Here is a 15451-nt window from a genome sequence, read left to right as displayed (position 1 = left end):
CATCTTTCCCCCTGAGCCGCTTCCTTCCAGGTATGCGGTCATGGCCCCAGGCTGTCGCCCAGCTGAACGAATTCGCACTGGCTCTACGGCGATCCAGCACCGTGGATACAATTTGATACTTCTCCCCACCCCCGCCGATCGATCGCCATGACCGAAGACTTCGATGTGCCCAGCCCCCACGAAAAGCACCTGGAACACCTGGCCGAACACGCCCACGCCCGCAGCGACAATTTCGCCAGCAAGATCGCGGTGATGACAGCAATCATGGCCACCCTGGGAGCGCTGCTGAGCTATCAGGCCGGCTCCACGGAAAGCCTCGCGGCCATGGACAAGAACAACGCCGCCATGAAGAAGACCGAAGCCGCCAACCAGTGGAGCTACTACCAGGCCAAGTCCAGCCGGCAGAACCTGGCGGAACTGGCGACCCATATTCCCGGGGTCGATGCCACGCATTACGGCATCGAGGCCCAGCGCTACCAGAAGGAAAAGGAGGCAGTGCGCCTCAAGGCCGAGGCTCTGGAAGCCGAGGCTCGGGACTGGGACGAGCAATCGGAAGCCGCGCTGCACCAGCACCACCGCTGGGCCCAGGCGATGATGGCGATCCAGATCGCCATCTCGATGGCGGCCATCACCCTGCTGACCCGCAAGGAATGGTTGAAAAAGCTCGCCTACGGCGCGGCCGGCGGCAGCGTGCTGCTGGGTTCCCTGGCCTGGCTGCACCTCTAGAAAACCCGCTCGGGTAGCGCCCAGACCGGCGAGCCGGTGCGTCTCTTGAATCTCACCGGGCTGTCGCAGTTTGCGAAAAGCCGCCGCCGCGCCAGCCTCGGTCATGTGCCCAAGCCCCCGCAATCCCGAGGCCACGCCGCCACGGCGGAACTGGCATAGCCATTGCGAAAGGCCCTGCCTCACCTACAACAAGAGGCTTCGCCATGGCTATTGCCCCACTGCTCGCCGCTACCACGGCGTTTATCCAGCGCGCCCCGCGCATGTTGATCGGCGCCCACTGGGTCGAGGCCGCCGATGGCCAGACCATGCCCCTGCGCAACCCCGCCACCGGCGAACAGCTGTGCCTGGTGCCCCGAGCCACGGTGGACGATGTCGATCGTGCAGTGCTGGCGGCGCGTCAGGCTTTCGACGACTCCTCCTGGACCCGTACCCGCCCCCGGGAGCGGCAGAACCTGCTGTGGAAACTCGCCGACCTGATGCAGCGCGACGCCGAACTGCTGGCCCAACTGGAATGCCTGAACAATGGCAAGAGCGCCGCCGTGGCCCAGGCCATGGACGTGCAGTTGTCCATCGACTTCTTGCGCTACATGGCCGGCTGGGCCACCAAGATCGAAGGCGCCAGCGTCGAGGTTTCGCTGCCGCTGATGCCCGACGACCAGTTCCACAGCTTCATCCGTCGCGAAGCGCTGGGCGTGGTCGGCGCCATCGTCGCCTGGAACTTCCCCTTGCTGCTGGCCTGCTGGAAACTCGGCCCGGCCCTGGCCACCGGTTGCACCCTGGTGCTCAAGCCTGCCGATGAAACCCCGCTCAGCGCCCTGAAACTGGCGGAACTGGTGCAGGAAGCCGGCTACCCCGACGGCGTGTTCAACGTGGTCACCGGTACCGGCATCACCGCCGGCAGCGCCCTGACCCACAACCCTCTGGTGGACAAACTGACCTTTACCGGCTCCACCGCCGTGGGCAAGGAAATCGGCAAGATCGCCATGGACTCCATGACCCGGGTCACCCTGGAGCTGGGGGGCAAGTCGCCGACCATCGTCATGGCCGATGCCGACCTGGCCAGCGCCGCCGCCGGGGCCGCCAGCGCGATCTTCTTCAATCAGGGCCAGGTGTGCTGCGCCGGCTCGCGGCTGTATGTGCAGCGCAAGCACTTCGACAACGTGGTAGCCGACATTGCCGGCATCGCCAATGCCATGAAACTGGGCAACGGCCTGGACGCCAGCGTCGAAATGGGCCCGCTGATTTCCGCGCGCCAGCAGGAACGGGTCTACCGCTACATCGAGATGGGCCGGGACAGCGGCGCCACCATTGCCTGTGGCGGCGAGCAGTTCGGTCCGGGGTATTTCGTCAAACCGACGGTGATCGTCGATGTCGACCAGAAGCACTCGCTGGTCCAGGAAGAAATCTTCGGCCCGGTGCTGGTGGCGATTCCCTTCGACGACGAGGCCGACGCCCTGCGCATGGCCAACGACAGCCCCTATGGCCTGGGCGCAAGCATCTGGTCCAACGATCTGGCAGCGGTGCACCGGATGATTCCGAAGATCAAGTCCGGCTCGGTGTGGGTCAACTGCCACAGCGCCCTGGACCCGGCACTGCCGTTCGGCGGCTACAAGATGTCCGGACTCGGCCGGGAAATGGGCCACGCGGCCATCGAGCACTACACCGAGCTGAAATCGGTGCTGATCAAGCTCTGAGCCGCGGCCAGGGCGAACGCCCCTCGGCCTGCCGGATGACGCCTGGGATGCTCCAGGGACGACGGCGCGGGATGGCCGCGGGGCGGTTCGCGAGCAAGCTCGCTCCTACGTGGGCATCCGCGTAGGCGCCGACTTGCCGGCGAAAGGGCCCTAAGGTCGATAGCCCTGGGCCAGCAACCAGCCCCGCACCACCCGTCCCTGCTCCGGGCTCAGGTCCGCCAGCGCCTGAGTCGGGGGCTGGTGCTGCAAGCGTCGCAACAACGGCGCCAGTTCCACACCCTGCACATGCCAGATGCCCAGGGGCTGATCCGGGGTGATCACCACTTCGGCTGCGTCCACCAGGCCATCGCGCAGTACCGGGGCGTGCTCGATACGCAAGGCTGCGAAGTCCACGCTGGCGTGCGCCGGCTGGCGGTCCGGCCACTGCCGGCGGGCCTGCCAGAACGGCTGCTCGGGCCAACGTTGCTCGTCGGCGTAGAAGTCCCGGCCGATGCGGGCAAACCGCAGGAACAGTTGCTCCACCCGTTGCTGATGAAAACGCCAGGCCAGGGCCGTGCGCTCCGGCCGCTGCAACAGGGTATTGATCACCGCCGGCGCCTGCAGGGCCGAGGACAGGGACTGGAAGATGCCATTGCCAGACAGCGGGTCCACCGCCATGGCCGCATCCCCTACCCGCAGCCAGTGATCGCCGCACACCTGGGGGCAGAGAATCGCCGTGCTGCTACGGGCGTGCAGGTGCAGATCATGTTCGACACCACCGGCAAAAAAATCCGCGACCAGGGCAGACGCCTGACGGCGCCGACGGCAGTACTCCAGCAACTGCGCCTTGCCCGGCAGTGCAGCGCTGGCCACATCCAGGGTCAGTTGCCAGTAGCACTGGCCGTCGCTGCGCCGGGCCATCCAGGCCCAGCCGTCCTCCAGGCTGTGCACGGCACTGGCGGCAGTGCCGGGCGGCCCTTGCCAACGGTTGAGCAGGCTGAGGGTTTCCGGGCCACGCCGTCCGTTCCCGACGCCCTGCTGCAGTGCCTTGTCCAATGCAGGCGCCTGACGTCCGCGGGCTTCGACCAGGAACTCGCCGAGCTGCTCCTCGTGCCCCTGCACCTGTACCCGGTGCCCGAGCGCAGTGGACTGCACACCCAGCACGCGGCCCTGGATCAGCGTCACCCCGGCCTGATGCAGGGCATCGCGCAGGCCACGGTCGAACGTTGGGCGATCCAGCAGGTATTCGATGTTCTGCGCGTGCTGCGCGCCGTTCCACGCCACTTGCCGCTGGGAAGGGTGCAGAGCCTGGGCCAGTGCCGACTCCAGACCAGCGCTGCGCAGGGCCTCCAGCACCCGCACGGAAACCCCTTCCAGAGCCGGAAAACGCCGCCAGTCGCTGATCAGGGTCACCGGGTAACCGAGGCGCCGCAGCCCCAGGGCCACCGCCGCACCGGCCGGCCCCGCCCCCAGGATCAGGATCGATTGCATGGCACGCTCCGGCGCTCGGGCCCCTGGTAGGCGGCCTGCTCCTGCAGCCACTGGCGCACCTGCAGATTGCTCGCGCTGGGCTGGGTCTTGAGGTAGGCGGCGATATGCCCGCTCAACGCGGCACAGCCCAGGCTGGCGCCGGACGGCCCCGGGCGGCTGGCGCGCACGCAGGCGGCGAAATCGGCCTGGGCGGTATTCAGCCACGACCACTGCTGCAGGCTGCAGCGCGCATCGCCGGTGACCCGCAACACGCCAGGATAGCTGGCCGGGAATACCGGCTCACCCTGGGCCGGGCTGGATGCGCAGAGCAGCACGCCACGAGCCACCGCCTCGGCACAGGCGGCGCGCAGTGAATCGCGATCCTGGCGCAGCCCGAGGCTGAGGTTGATCAGGCGTACATCCTGTTCCAGCAGCCAATACAGGGCGGCACTGACTTGCGCGGCGCTGGTGACCCCGCGCTGATCGAACACCTGGGCCAGATACAGCTGGGCATCGGGCGCGCGCTGCTCGATGGCCTCGATGATCGCGCTGCCATGGCCGAGAGCGTCCTGCTGCAACTCGCCCTCGCCCATGCCTTGCGCCAGCAGAAAGAAACGCCGGCCGGCCGCCACCCGCTGATGAGGGGCATGGCCGCTGTCGATCACGCCGATGCGCAGGTCAGACTTCATGGGCCACCACCACGCTATGCAATACACCGTCCAGCAACTCGAAGCGCAGGTCGGCATCGGCCAGGGTCGAAGGCCGGTGGCTGATCAGGATGCGCGTACGCCCGGCGAACAGACGGTCGATGGCTTCGATCACCTCGCGCTCGGTGGCCTCGTCCACCGCCGAAGTGGCTTCGTCCAGCACCAGGATCAGCGGGTCCTGGAGCAATGCACGGGCGATAGCGATGCGCTGTTTCTGTCCACCGGACAACTGCTGGCCGCGCTCCCCCAGGGGACTGTCCAGGCCCTCGGGCAGAGACTCGATCAGCCCCTGCAATTGCGCCAGCCGCGCCACTTCGGCCACGACTTCACGGCTGGCAGCGGGCACGCTGTAGGCCAGGTTGTCCGCCAGGCTGCCGCGAAACAGCACAATGTCCTGACTGACCACCGCCACCTGACAACGCAGTTGCGCCAGGTCCAGTTGACGCAGGTCGATGCCCCCCAGCAGGACCTGCCCGGACTGGGGATCGTGGTGACGCTGCAACAGGTCGATCAAGGTGCTTTTACCGGCCCCCGAAGTGCCGCTGAGGGCCACCTTGAGGCCGTAGGGAATCCGCGCTTCGATGCCCTTGAGGATCGAGCCGCGCCCCGGATGACTGAAGTGCACATCCTTGAAGTGCAGCTCGCCGTTGTCCGGCACCGGCAACGGCGCCGCGGGGGTGCTGATGCCCGGCTCCTCACCACGCAGCTCCATGACCCGGCCCAGGCTCACGGTCATACGCTGGATCGCCACATACAATCCCAGCAGGCTCTGTACCGGGCCCACCGCCATGCCCAGGTAGGTGGAAAAAGCGATCAGCGCCCCCAGTTGCCAGGTGCCCTGCACCACCCAGTAGCCGCCAATCAGGAAGGCGCAGGCCCGGGACAGCGAGGTCAGGGTGCCGGGTACCGCCTGGGTGAAGAACTCGGTGACTTGCAGCTTCAGCAACTGGCTCAGGTAGCCCTGGCCGAGGCGATCCAGGCGCTGGGCCTCCCGTTGCTGCTGGCCGGCGCTCTGGATGAATTTCATCACCGGCAGGGTTTCCACCATGAACGAGGACATGTCCGCAGAGCGCTCGCGCAACTGGCGGACATCGCGCTCCACCTTGCGCCGCATCCAGCGCAACCAGAGCACATCCAGGGGAATCAGCACCAGGGCCAGCAGCGAGAGTTTCCAGGACAGGGTCAGGAGCATGGCCAGGGCGACGACAAGACCGATCACACTGGACACTGCGGAGAACAGCGAGTCCACGGCAAAGCGCTGGATTTCCGCGACATCGCCGTCCAGGCGCGACATCAGGTCGCCGATTCGCCGTTGACCGTAGAAGCTCGGCGACAGCCGTTGCAGATGGCGGTAGAGGTCGTCGCGCAGGGCAAACAGGATGCGCCCGGACAGGCGCGTATGCAGGTAGCGATTGACCCCGGACAGCAGCGTGCCCAGCAGGCCGGCGAGGATCATCAGGCCGGCGATCAGCACCAGTCTGGAAAAGTCGCGGGCCAGCAGCCCGTCGTCGATCAGCAGCTTGGTCAGCCAGGGTTGCACCAGCACCAGCAACGAGGCGCACACCGACAGCCCCAGCAGACCGCCGATGGCCAGCCGGTGGGGCCGCACGAAACTGTAGAGCCAGCCCAGGGCGGCACTCAGGGCCTGGGGATCGCGGCTGTCCACCAGCCGGGTGATCAGGCGCCGCATCAGGCGCGCAACTGCTTGAGCTTGCGGTACAGGGTCGCGCGGCTGATGCCCAGGGCGTCCGCTGCCGCCGAAACATTGCCCTGATGGTTGTCCAGGGCAGTGCGGATCAGCTCCAGTTCGTTCTCGCGGATGCTCCCGGTCTGCGGCCGTTCATGGGCATTGAGGTCGTCGAGCATGCTGTCCGGCAAGTGCTCCAGGCCGATATGACTCTCACCCTCTTCGCGCAGGGCCAGGGCGGTGCGCAGGACCATCTCCAACTGGCGGATATTGCCGGGCCAGTGGTAGTCGGCCAACAGGCGGCGCAGATCCTCGGCGATGTTCACCTCGGCGCCGCCGAGCTTGGCCAGCAGGCTGTCCACCAGGGCCGCCAGGTCTTCGCGCTCGCGCAGGGCCGGCAACAGCACGCTGATGCCGTTGACCCGGTAGAACAGGTCTTGGCGAAAAGCCTGGTCCTGCACCTGCTGCTTGAGGTCGCGGTGGGTGGCGCAGATCAGGGCAATGTCGATGTCCTGTTCCTCACCGGCCCCCAGGGGCGCCACCTTGCGATCCTGCAAGACCCGTAACAGGCGGGCCTGCAGGGCCAGGGGCATGTCGCCGATCTCATCGAGGAACAAGGTGCCACCGTGGGCCTGTTGCAGGCGCCCGATCATCCCGCCGCGGCGCGAGCCGGTGAAGGCACCTTCGCGGTAGCCGAACAGTTCCGACTCGATCAGGCCTTCGGGAATCGCCGCGCAGTTGACCGCGACAAAGGGTTTCTCGGCACGACTGCCCGCGCGATGCAGGGCCCGGGCCAGGACTTCCTTGCCGGTGCCGGTTTCTCCCAGCAACAACACTGGCAAGCCGTTGGCCAGGCCCTGGCGGGCCATGCGCAGGGTGCGGGCGTAGCGGCTGTTGCCCCCGGCCAGGGCTTCCAGGTCCTGGGGCATGGGCGTGGCTTTCGGCGCGCTGCGGGGCGCGCGATGCAGGTTCAGAGACGGTTGAGGCGCCCGCAGGGCCTTGTAGAACAGCTCACCCTTGGCGGTCTGCAGGCTGCCCACGGCGCCTTGCTGCAGGCGGGCCAGCAGTTGCAGGCCGTCGACCCCGAGGAACTCTTCGCAACGCCGCCCCACCAAGGCCGCGCGCGGCGTGTTGAGCAACTGGCAGGCCTGGCCGCTGACCGCAAGAATCTGCCCGCCCAGGCTCAGGGCCAACAGGCCTTGCCAGGGCGATTCGAGGTATTGCCGACGACTGTGGAAGGCCAGGACGATCTGCTCCGGGTAGGACGCGTGGAACACCCGGGCCTCGATCTGGCTGACCGCCATGGACAACAGCGCGGTGCTGTCCTGGACGCGGCCCAGGGGGCCTTCGCGGGTCAGGTCAAGAACGCCGAGGATCTCGCCCTGGGGGCATTGGATGGGCACCGATGTGCAGGAGAAATGGCTGAGGCGATCCAGGTAGTGTTCGCCGCAATCGATCAGGGTCGGCCGGGCTTCCACCAGGGCCGTGCCCAGGGCGTTGGTGCCCCGGGTGGCTTCACTCCAGCAGGCGCCGAGGGTGATGTCCTGCACCCCGCTGTCCTTGAGCCGATCGGCCCGGCCCTCGATGGCCAGGATGGTGGCGTCGGCATTGGCGAGGATGATCATGCCGTCCTGGCCCTGATGCTGGCTCAGGTAGTCGATGGCCGGGGTCGCCGCGTCCAGCAACAGGCGATTGCTGGCCAGCAGCACCTCGAGGCTGGCGCTGGATTCCAGGGTCAGTTGGTGTTGGCTGCCAAAGTGCACACCATGGCTGAGGCTGCGCCGCCATGAGGCATCGATTTCCGCACGCAGGACCCCGTCGGGGATCTGGCCTTCCAGGTGCAGCCGTTCCCGGGCCAGCCGGGCTTCGTGTTGCTGCTCACCCTTTATTGTTTTTATAAGCGTCATCAAGCGCTCCGAATCGGTCCGCCCGCTGCTTCCCGCTCCACTCCCTTGGATTGCGCGAGGCACGCAAGCCGTGGTCAATGTCTACACCGGGTTCAGAGGGCAGTAAAGGGGCTTGGCCCGGATCATCGGGCAGCCCTGCATTGCTTACCCTGTGATTCGAGATCAAGCAAAACCTGCGCCAGTGAAACGGGCGCCCGAGCATCTTGACGTTAACGTAAAGCAAATGGCAAGTACCGCATGCCCCCTCCCAGCCCCTCCTGTAAGAGCTGGCTGCCGGCGAAGAGAGCCTTGAGAGCAGCGCAAGACTTGAGGGCCCTTTCGCCGGCAAGCCGGCTCCTACGGTGGGGGAGAAATGCAGGTTTACCGTAGGAGCTGGCTTGCCAGCGAAAAGGGCATTGAGCGGAACGCCGTCCGGCCGGTCCTAAAGGGCCCAGGCGGCGCTGTCGGCAAAGAAGGCGCGAGCGTTGTCTTCCAGGCTGTCCAGGTGGTAACCCCCTTCCTGAACAATCAGGCACGGCAGGCCCAGGCTGCGGATGCGCTGGCCAAGGATGGCGAAGCCGTCTCGGGTCACCGCGACCTTGCTTTGCGGGTCGAGCTCGTAGATATCGAAACCCAGGGACAGCACCAGCACCTCGGCACCGAATTCCTTCACCGCCACCAGGGACTGTTCCAGGCGGGCAAGGAAATCCCCTTCGCTGGCGCCGTGGGCCATGGGCAAGTTGAGGTTGTAGCCCTCCCCCGCTCCGGCGCCACGCTCTTCGGCAAAGCCGGCCACCCCCGGGTAGAAGTTGGTCGGGTCGCCATGCACCGAGACATACAAGACGTCGGCGCGCTCGTAGAAGATTTCCTGGATACCCTGGCCGTGGTGCATGTCGGTGTCCAGCACCGCCACCCGGGCGTATTTGTCCCGCAGGACCTGGGCCGCCACTGCCGCGTTGTTCAGGTAGCAGAAACCGCCTGCGGCTTCGGCCCGCGCGTGGTGGCCCGGCGGGCGGCACAAGGCGTAGGCCGCCGGCTCACCGTCGAGCAATGCCTGGGCCCCGGCGACGGCACTTTGCGCCGACCAGTAGGCTGCACGCCAAGTCGACTCACCCACCGGGCAACTGCCGTCGGCCAGGTAGCACGCGGCCTGGGCCAGAACCCCGCGCAGGGCATTGGGCTCACGCACGAAGATGTTGGACATCACCTCATCGCCCCAGTCTTCGGGGATGTCCTTCCAGCCCTGGTGCGCATCCTGCAGGAACGCCAAGTACGGCGCGCCGTGTACCGCCAGCAACGGTGCCATCCCGGCATCCCGTGGCTGCTCGACGGCAAAACCCAGGGAGTGTGCGGCCTGCACCAGGCGCTGGGCGCGCTCCGGCACCTCCTGGGGTATGCGCATCTGGCCGCGCGAGTAGTAGCTGCGTGGATGGTGGAGCAACTGTTCGGGGTGGAAAAAACTGCGCATGACCTTCTCCTTATTCAACCTGGCCGGCACGGGCCAGCACGGCGTTAAGCAATACATCGGCGCCCTGGCGCACGTCCTCGGGCAACACGTCTTCGGCTTCGTTGTGACTCAGGCCACCGACACAGGGAATGAACACCATGGCGGTGGGGCAATAGCGTGCCAGCAGGATGGCGTCGTGGCCGGCGCCGCTGACGATGGACTGCTGAGCATAGCCAAGCCCGTCCACCGCCTGTTGCACCGCCGCCACGCAGTCGGCGTCAAAGGGCGTGGCCGGGCTGACCCAGTGACGGTCGATGCTGACCTTGAGCCCGCGCTGCCGGGCAATGCTGCCCAGGCGTTCCTCTACCTGCTGCTCCATGGCGCCAATCTGCTGATCATGGTGGTGGCGCAGGTCGACGGTGAAGGTCAGCAACCCGGGAATGGTATTGCGCGACGACTTGGCGACGCTCAGCTCACCGACAGTGGTCAGGCCTTGCGGGGCAAAATCCACCGCCAACTGCTCCACGGCGAGGATCATCTGCGCGGCGCCATACAAGGCATCCTTGCGCAGTAGCATCGGCGTGGTGCCGGCGTGAGCAGCCATGCCTTCAACCTGAACATCGAGCCAACGGATTGCCTGGCCGCCACTGACCACGCCAATGCTCTTGGCGTTGTCTTCAAGGATCGGGCCCTGCTCGATATGGGCTTCGAAATAGGCATCCACCGCCCCGCCCAAAGGCCGATTGCCAGCGTAACCGGTGCGCTGCAGAGCCTGGGCGACGCTGATGCCATCGGCATCGCGCACCGCCAGGGCGGCGTCCAGGGACATGCTCCCGGTGAACACCGCCGAGCCGAACATCGCCGGGGTGAAGCGCGCGCCCTCCTCGTTGGTCCACACCGCCACCTCCAGGGGCTTGCGGGTCCGGACCCCAAGATCATTGAGCGTGCGCACCACTTCCAACCCGGCCAGCACGCCGTAGACACCGTCAAAACGTCCACCTTCGGGCTGGGTGTCGAGGTGGCTGCCCATCATCACTGGAGCAGCGTCCGGGTCGCTGCCGGGACGGCGGGCAAACAGGTTGCCGATGGGGTCGACGCTCAGGGTCATGCCGGCTTCTGTACACCAGTGGGCGAAGAGCTCGCGCCCGGCCCGGTCCTCATCGCTCAGGGCCAGACGGCAGCTACCGCCGCGAGCGGTGGCGCCGATTTCGGCCATGGCCATCAAGCTCGCCCAGAGGCGTTCGCCATTGATTTTCAACATCAATCATTTCTCCAGACAATCAAGCGTTGGACGCCATTTCCAGGCGCTGGGTGTGGGCATGTCGGCGCGACAGGGCCAGCACGCAGATCAGCGATACCGCGGCGATCAGGCTGTAGAACAGCGCCATCGGCCACCATTGGCCGATGAACCTGTGGGCCAGCCAGGTGCCGATCAGCGGGGTCAGGCCACCGGCCAGGGCACCGCAGACTTGATAGGCGAGGGAGATCGCGGTGTAGCGCACCCGCGTCTCGAACATGCCGCTGACGTAACCGGCGATCACCGCGTAGAAGGAGGCCATGCACACCACTGCCAAGGCGATGCCGAAGATCATCAGGGGCGCCTGAGCGGAACTCACCAGCACGAACATCGGATAGGGCGAGGCCATGGCCAGTACTGACACCAGGCATAGAAAGCGCGTGGCGCCGATTTTCTCGGCGGTCCAGGCCGCCAGGGGCTGGATGCAGAACTGGATGATCGCCACCACGAACAGGCATTCGAGAATCAACGAACGGGGGATTTCCAGTTGCTGGGTGGTGTAGGCAATCATGAAGGTGTTGGTGAAATACACCCCGGCGATTCCCAGGGTATTGGCGCCAATGCACAGCAGCAGCGGGCGCCAGGCCGTGCGCAGCACTTCCATCACGGGTGCCTGCTCCTTGCGCACCGATTTGGCCGCCTGCTCGCGGCTGGCGAGAAATTCCGGCGACTCGTTGACCCCCAGACGTATCGCTAAGCCCACCAGCAGCAACAACGCGCTGGCGAGGAACGGCAGGCGCCAACCCCAACTCATCAGCGCGTCCTCGGGCAGGCGGGTCACGGCGCTGAAGGCCAGTAACGAAAGGATCAGTCCCGCCGGGCTACCCAATTGGGCGAAGGAGGCGAAGAAGTTGCGCCGGCCCTTGGGCGCATGTTCGCCGGCCATCAGCACCGCCCCGCCCCACTCGCCTCCCACGGCAATGCCCTGGACGATGCGCAGCAGGATCAACAGCACCGGGGCCAGGGCGCCGATCTGTGCATAAGTCGGCAGCAAGCCGATGCACACGGTGACCACGCCCATCATCAGCAAGGTGATGACCAGGGATTTCTTGCGGCCGATACGGTCGCCGATATGGCCGAAGATGATGCCCCCCAGGGGCCGGGCGAAGAAGCCCACGGCAAAGGTCCCGAAAGCGGCCATGGTGCTGAACAGTTTGTCGTCTGAGGGGAAGAACAAGGCACCGAACACCAGCGCCGCAGCGGTGGCGTAGATGTAGAAGTCGTACCACTCGATCATGGTGCCGATAAAGGCGGCAGCCGCGGCTCGGCGTGGCTGCGGCGAAGCGGAAGGCTTCATGGTTGGCTCCTTTGGTTATTTTTGTGGCAGGAGAAAGGGTCAAGCGCAGGGGCTTCTGTGGGCGCCTGTCTGGGAGGGATTTATCCGTTTCGCCAGATAATTAGTCAATTTTCTATTGATTATCTCGATTATTATCCTGGCTTATTATTCATCTAGATCCCGATCCAGAGCCCTGCCATGTCCGACCGCGATGCCCGACGCCTGCTCAATGACCGCCTCGACTGGAACCTGCTGCGCACCTTCCGAGTGATCGGCCAGGAACTGAGCATCAGTCGCGCAGCGGCGCGCCTGCACCTGACCCAGCCGGCGGTGAGCCAAGCCCTCAAGCGCCTGGAAGAACAGCTGGGGCGGCAGTTGATCGCCAGGCGCGGGCCGCGCTTTGCCCTGACCGAAGTGGGCGAACAGATCTTTGCCCTGGCCGGGGAAATCTACGGCCAGGTGTCCCAGGTCAGCAGCGTGCTGGAGCAGCCCGCCGACGAGGTGATCGGCAAGGTGCGACTGCTGATCATCAGCCGGATCTTCAATGAGCGTTTCGATGATTTTCTGGCCGACTTCCATCGCCAGCATCCGCGAGTCGACCTGGAGGTGGAGGTGATGCGCAGCTCGGATATCGTCAGCGCCCTGCAGGAGAAGACCGCGACCCTGGGCCTGAGCCTTAATCGGCGGCCACAGCCACGCCTGGAACAACGGCTGTTCCTGCGGCAGCGCTACGCATTTTTTTGCGGCAAGCATCACCCGCTATTCGGGCGTCAGGACGTGGCCGAGGGTGATCTGCAGCGGGAGAATTTTGTCAGTTTCACCAGCGACCAGATCGGCGGCATGCTCTCGCCACTGACCATCTTCCGTGACCAGCAGGGCTTCAGCGGACGCATCGTCGCCTCCTCGCCGAGCCTGGAGGAGGTACGGCGCCTGGTGATCGCCGGGTTTGGCATCGGCTGCCTGCCGGAGCATGTAGTGGCCGCCGATGTCGATGCCAGGCTGCTGTGGCGCCTTCCGCCCCATGACGGCATCGCCGATGTCGATATCCATCTGCTGTGGAACCGTGAACAACGCATGAGCCGTGCCGAGGTCCTGTTCCTGGAGCTGCTGCAGGACCGCCTCACCGCTCAGTGACTCAAGGAACGATCGCACAAGGTGCGGGGCAGCCCGATGTTGCAATGACTCAGACGTGGGGATCGCCAGGGGCCTTGGCGGGAGTAGCGTATTGCGGCTTGAGGTGGCCGTTCTGGTCCAGCAGCCAGGCGTCCATGATCTGTCGCACCACGGGCCCGGCGACCCGGCCGCCGGCCTCACCGTTCTCGATCATTACCGAGATCACGATCTGTGGGTGCTCGGCGGGGGCGAAGCCGACGAACAAGGCGTTGTCGCGGTTGCGTTCGCGGGTCTTGAGACGGTCATAGCGCTCGCCCTGTTTGATCGCCACCACCTGAGCGGTACCACTCTTGCCGGCGATGCGGTACTGCGCACCGGCGGCGGCAGCGCGGGCGATGCCCCGCGGGTCGTGCATCACCATCTGCATGCCGTGGTTGACCTGATCCCAGTCGTGAGGATTCTTCAGCAGGATGTTGGGCATCGGATGCTCATCCACTGGAGCCACGCCATCAATGGTCTTGGCCAGGTGCGGACGGTTCCACACGCCCTTGTTGGCGATCAGCGCTGTGGCCTGGGCCAGTTGCAGCGGCGTGACCTGCATATAGCCCTGACCAATGCCGAGGATCACGGTTTCCCCCGGGAACCAGGGCTGGCGGCGGGTGGCGCGCTTCCAGGCTTGGGATGGCATCAATCCTGGGGATTCCTCGAACATGTCCAGGGAGACTTTCTCGCCCAGGCCGAACATCGCCATGTAGTCGTGCAGACGGTCGATGCCGAGCTTGTGGGCCAGATCGTAGAAGTAGGTGTCATTGGAGCGCATGATCGCTGCGTCCATATCCACCCAACCATCGCCGCTGTGGTTCCAGTTGCGGTATTTGTGATCGAAGTCCGGCAACTGGTAGTAACCGGGGTCGAAGACTCGGGTCGAGGCGGTAACCACGCCGGTGTCGAGGCCGGCAATCGCCACCTCCGGCTTGATGGTGGAACCTGGTGCGTAGAGGCCGCGCAGCACCCGGTTGAACAACGGGCGGTCGATGGAGTCGTGCAGCGCGGCGTATTCCTTGAAGCTGATACCGGTGACGAACAGGTTGGGATCAAAGCTCGGCTTGCTGACCATGGCCAGGACTTCGCCCGTGGCAGGGTCGAGGGCTACCACTGAGCCGCGACGATCCCCCAGGGCCTCTTCGGCAGCTTCCTGAAGCTTGATATCCAGGCTCAGGACAATGTTCTTCCCTGGGATAGGATCGGTGTGTTTGAGCACGCGCATGACCCGTCCCTGGGCGTTGGTCTCGACCTCCTCATAGCCTACGTGACCGTGCAGCTCGGACTCGTAGAACTTCTCGACGCCCGTCTTGCCAATGGACTGGGTGCCACGGTATTCCACCGAATCTAGGGTCTTGGTTTCTTTCTCGTTGATCCGCCCAACGTAGCCGATGGAGTGGGCAAAGTGGGCGCCCATGGGGTAATGGCGGACGAACTTGGCTTCCACATCCAGTCCTGGCAGGCGGTACTCGTTGACCGCAAGGACGGCGATTTGCTCTTCGGTGAGCTCGTAGAAGAGGGTCACGGGGACGAAGGGGTGGCGGGCCTGCTTCATCTCCTTGTCGAACAGGGGGCGATCCTCTGGCGGCAGGTGCAGCAGGTCGATCACCGCGTCCAACTCGCCCTTGAGATCGGTGGTGCGTTCGCGGGTGATGGTCAGGTTGAAGCTGGGGCGGTTGTCCGCCAGAACCACGCCATTGCGGTCGTAGATCAGCCCGCGGGGCGGGGTGATCGGCAGCACGTGGACACGGTTGTTTTCCGAGACAGTGGAGTGATAGTCGAACTCCACCACCTGAAGGAAGTACATACGCCCTACCAAGGCGCAGGTAATGGCCACCACCAACACAGCGCAGGCCAGAAGGCGCTTGTTGACCAGGCGGTTTTCTTTCTCGTGGTCCTTGATCGGAATCGCTTCGGGCATTGCTACAGCTTCTCGTTGAATAGAGGTCGACGCTGATCCGTGCGGGTGAACTCAAGTCCTTAAAAAGAGCTGCACCATACCAAAAACCACCCGCTGATTTTGAGGGGATTTCCATCGCGGGTGATCAGTGGTGCTGGCCCCACTGCAGCTGTGGGGCTATGCGAAGGCACTGTCTTTTCTGGTCGTGCGGGAATTGGCTTTTTCGC

Annotated in this window: 11 protein-coding genes; 3 read left to right on the top strand and 8 right to left on the bottom strand. The window is 65.2% G+C overall.

The genetic code is table 11. The features are described 5' to 3' along the window. The first annotated feature begins 147 nt into the window (after positions 1-147). The gene (locus FW796_RS30965) at positions 148-726 is read left to right on the top strand and encodes a DUF4337 domain-containing protein (RefSeq protein ID WP_446440636.1); all 579 of its coding nucleotides are present in this window, start codon (positions 148-150) and stop codon (positions 724-726) included. A gap of 203 nt (positions 727-929) precedes the next feature. Next, a complete protein-coding gene (locus tag FW796_RS30960; protein WP_346636190.1) occupies positions 930-2420 on the top strand; it encodes an aldehyde dehydrogenase family protein in 1491 nt (496 codons plus the stop codon). A gap of 150 nt (positions 2421-2570) precedes the next feature. On the opposite strand, the gene qhpG is transcribed toward FW796_RS30960, so the two are convergent. The 7 genes from qhpG to FW796_RS30925 form a co-directional block, all read right to left on the bottom strand. Continuing rightward, a complete protein-coding gene (gene qhpG / locus FW796_RS30955; protein WP_346636191.1) occupies positions 2571-3890 on the bottom strand; it encodes a flavin-dependent monooxygenase QhpG in 1320 nt (439 codons plus the stop codon). After that, a complete protein-coding gene (gene qhpE, locus FW796_RS30950) occupies positions 3875-4558 on the bottom strand; it encodes a subtilisin-like serine protease QhpE (protein WP_446440635.1) in 684 nt (227 codons plus the stop codon). Before qhpE ends, qhpG begins: the two co-directional genes overlap by 16 nt. Beyond that, positions 4548-6266, bottom strand: a complete 1719-nt coding sequence (locus FW796_RS30945) for an ABC transporter ATP-binding protein (RefSeq protein WP_446440634.1) — start codon at positions 6264-6266, stop codon at positions 4548-4550. Before FW796_RS30945 ends, qhpE begins: the two co-directional genes overlap by 11 nt. Beyond that, complete coding sequence (locus FW796_RS30940) at positions 6266-8170, bottom strand: sigma-54-dependent Fis family transcriptional regulator (protein WP_446440633.1); 1905 nt, start codon at positions 8168-8170, stop codon at positions 6266-6268. Before FW796_RS30940 ends, FW796_RS30945 begins: the two co-directional genes overlap by 1 nt. 421 nt (positions 8171-8591) lie before the next feature. Continuing rightward, positions 8592-9617, bottom strand: coding sequence for a histone deacetylase family protein (locus tag FW796_RS30935; protein ID WP_446440632.1), 1026 nt, complete (start codon positions 9615-9617; stop codon positions 8592-8594). A gap of 10 nt (positions 9618-9627) precedes the next feature. Next, positions 9628-10857, bottom strand: coding sequence for a Zn-dependent hydrolase (locus tag FW796_RS30930; protein ID WP_446440631.1), 1230 nt, complete (start codon positions 10855-10857; stop codon positions 9628-9630). 19 nt (positions 10858-10876) lie between these two features. Continuing rightward, positions 10877-12190, bottom strand: coding sequence for an MFS transporter (locus FW796_RS30925; protein WP_446440630.1), 1314 nt, complete (start codon positions 12188-12190; stop codon positions 10877-10879). A 177-nt stretch (positions 12191-12367) separates the two neighbouring features. Here FW796_RS30925 and FW796_RS30920 point away from each other — a divergent pair, with 177 nt between their 5' ends. Next, the gene (locus FW796_RS30920) at positions 12368-13303 is read left to right on the top strand and encodes a LysR family transcriptional regulator (RefSeq protein ID WP_446440629.1); all 936 of its coding nucleotides are present in this window, start codon (positions 12368-12370) and stop codon (positions 13301-13303) included. A 49-nt stretch (positions 13304-13352) separates the two neighbouring features. On the opposite strand, the gene mrdA is transcribed toward FW796_RS30920, so the two are convergent. Beyond that, on the bottom strand, positions 13353-15245 hold the full coding sequence (gene mrdA / locus FW796_RS30915; RefSeq protein ID WP_446440628.1) for a penicillin-binding protein 2: 1893 nt from the start codon (positions 15243-15245) through the stop codon (positions 13353-13355). Between the last annotated feature and the right edge of the window lie 206 nt (positions 15246-15451).

Source organism: Pseudomonas sp. 910_21, assembly GCF_052850735.1.
The sequence above is the reverse complement of the archived record's forward strand: the minus strand, read 5'-3'. Positions and strand labels throughout refer to the sequence as shown.

Excerpts from the sequence above, each read along its gene's own strand:
- mrdA (WP_446440628.1), bottom strand. The coding sequence starts at position 15,245 with ATGCCCGAAGCGATTCCGATCAAGGACCACGAGAAAGAAAACCGCCTG.
- qhpG (WP_346636191.1), bottom strand. The coding sequence starts at position 3,890 with ATGCAATCGATCCTGATCCTGGGGGCGGGGCCGGCCGGTGCGGCGGTG.
- FW796_RS30945 (WP_446440634.1), bottom strand. The coding sequence starts at position 6,266 with ATGCGGCGCCTGATCACCCGGCTGGTGGACAGCCGCGATCCCCAGGCC.
- FW796_RS30920 (WP_446440629.1), top strand. The coding sequence starts at position 12,368 with ATGTCCGACCGCGATGCCCGACGCCTGCTCAATGACCGCCTCGACTGG.
- FW796_RS30935 (WP_446440632.1), bottom strand. The coding sequence starts at position 9,617 with ATGCGCAGTTTTTTCCACCCCGAACAGTTGCTCCACCATCCACGCAGC.
- FW796_RS30930 (WP_446440631.1), bottom strand. The coding sequence starts at position 10,857 with ATGTTGAAAATCAATGGCGAACGCCTCTGGGCGAGCTTGATGGCCATG.
- FW796_RS30925 (WP_446440630.1), bottom strand. The coding sequence starts at position 12,190 with ATGAAGCCTTCCGCTTCGCCGCAGCCACGCCGAGCCGCGGCTGCCGCC.
- FW796_RS30940 (WP_446440633.1), bottom strand. The coding sequence starts at position 8,170 with ATGACGCTTATAAAAACAATAAAGGGTGAGCAGCAACACGAAGCCCGG.
- FW796_RS30965 (WP_446440636.1), top strand. The coding sequence starts at position 148 with ATGACCGAAGACTTCGATGTGCCCAGCCCCCACGAAAAGCACCTGGAA.
- FW796_RS30960 (WP_346636190.1), top strand. The coding sequence starts at position 930 with ATGGCTATTGCCCCACTGCTCGCCGCTACCACGGCGTTTATCCAGCGC.
- qhpE (WP_446440635.1), bottom strand. The coding sequence starts at position 4,558 with ATGAAGTCTGACCTGCGCATCGGCGTGATCGACAGCGGCCATGCCCCT.